At 66.2% G+C, this 1,264-nt stretch carries 1 protein-coding gene and 1 pseudogene; both read right to left on the reverse strand.

Annotated elements, in window-relative coordinates:
• Positions 1-125: 125 nt before the first annotated feature.
• The gene (locus ACXMYJ_RS29130; RefSeq protein ID WP_460359548.1) at positions 126-974 is read right to left on the reverse strand and encodes a sugar phosphate isomerase/epimerase family protein; all 849 of its coding nucleotides are present in this window, start codon (positions 972-974) and stop codon (positions 126-128) included.
• A 120-nt stretch (positions 975-1,094) separates the two neighbouring features.
• A pseudogene (locus ACXMYJ_RS29135) lies at positions 1,095-1,264 on the reverse strand (methylmalonate-semialdehyde dehydrogenase (CoA acylating)); the annotation flags it as partial.

The raw sequence follows: 1,264 nt of genomic DNA on the forward strand, positions 1-1,264 counted from the left end.
AACAGGCCCCTACCGGAGCGCACAGGAAAAGCTGGGCAGACCAGCGGATCCCACCTGCCCGCACCAAACCCAGCCACCGAAATTACCCCCGGCCACCATCAGGAAGGCCGATCCACGGATTGAGGCTAAAGGACCTTGAGCGCGGTCTCGGCGGCTGATCTCAGCGCATCGGCCAACGGCAGTTGCCGAAACGACGCGGACAAGATCTCGACACCCCAGGGACCGTCGAAACCCTTGTCGCGCAGAACCTTCACCAGACCGACGAGGTCGAACGATCCCTCGCCGCACAGCTGCCGGCGTTCAACGGTGTCGTCGAAGAGTGTGCCGACCACCTGCGCGTGGGCGTCGTCGAGTTCCACGCCGAACACCATCTTGCCGGTGAGCGCGGCGTCCAACTCGGCAAGCGAGGTGCCGGCGCGGAACACATGCCAGGCGTCGACGATCAGACCGACATCGGGATGGTCCGCCGCTCTGACAAGTTCGGCGCCTCTGGGCAGAGACGCGATCAGGGAGAACGGCATCGGTTCGATCGCGATTCGGGTGCCGAGCCGCGCCGCGTCGTCGGCGAGTTGCCGCAGCGGGACGACGAACGGTTCCAGCGCCGCGGCGGCGGGACCGTTCTCCGAGCCGATCTTGATGAATGCCGGGTTGAGGGCATCGGCGGCCTCGAACAGCAGGTCGCGGATCTGATACGTGTGCCCGGGCAGGCCACGACCAACCCACCACCGCTCGATCAGCTCGATCTCCACATGGGAAAGACCATGATCGGCGATCATGTCGCGCAACGCCGCGAAACCGATCGACTCCCGGACCGCGAGGAGGTCATCGGCGATCAGTCCGAAGCCGCTGTACCCGGCATCGGCGATTGCCCGGACGCGTTCGGTGATCGGCATCGGGCTCGTCGCCGGGCTGTGCATCGGCGACGTGTTGCCTGCACTCGTCCATGCGGTCGCCACCAGCTCTGGCACTTTCACCTCTCTGTCACCGTGCCTCTCCGCACCCCGCTCACCCCTGGCGAGGGTGCGTGAAGTTGGGTCTGCGGGCGGCGTGTCGGTTGCGGACACGCACGCTCGCGGACTGTGGGGGGTGGGGGCTCAGCTGTTTTCGGGGAAGCCGAGGTTGATGCCGCCGTGGGACGGGTCGAGCCAGCGGGTGGTGATGGCTTTTTGGCGGGTGAAGAATTGGACGCCGTCGGTGCCGTGGGCGTGGCTGTCGCCGAACAGGGAGGCTTTCCAGCCGCCGAAGCTGTAGTAGGCCATGGGAA

The sequence above is a fragment of the Mycobacterium sp. ZZG genome (assembly GCF_054786995.1).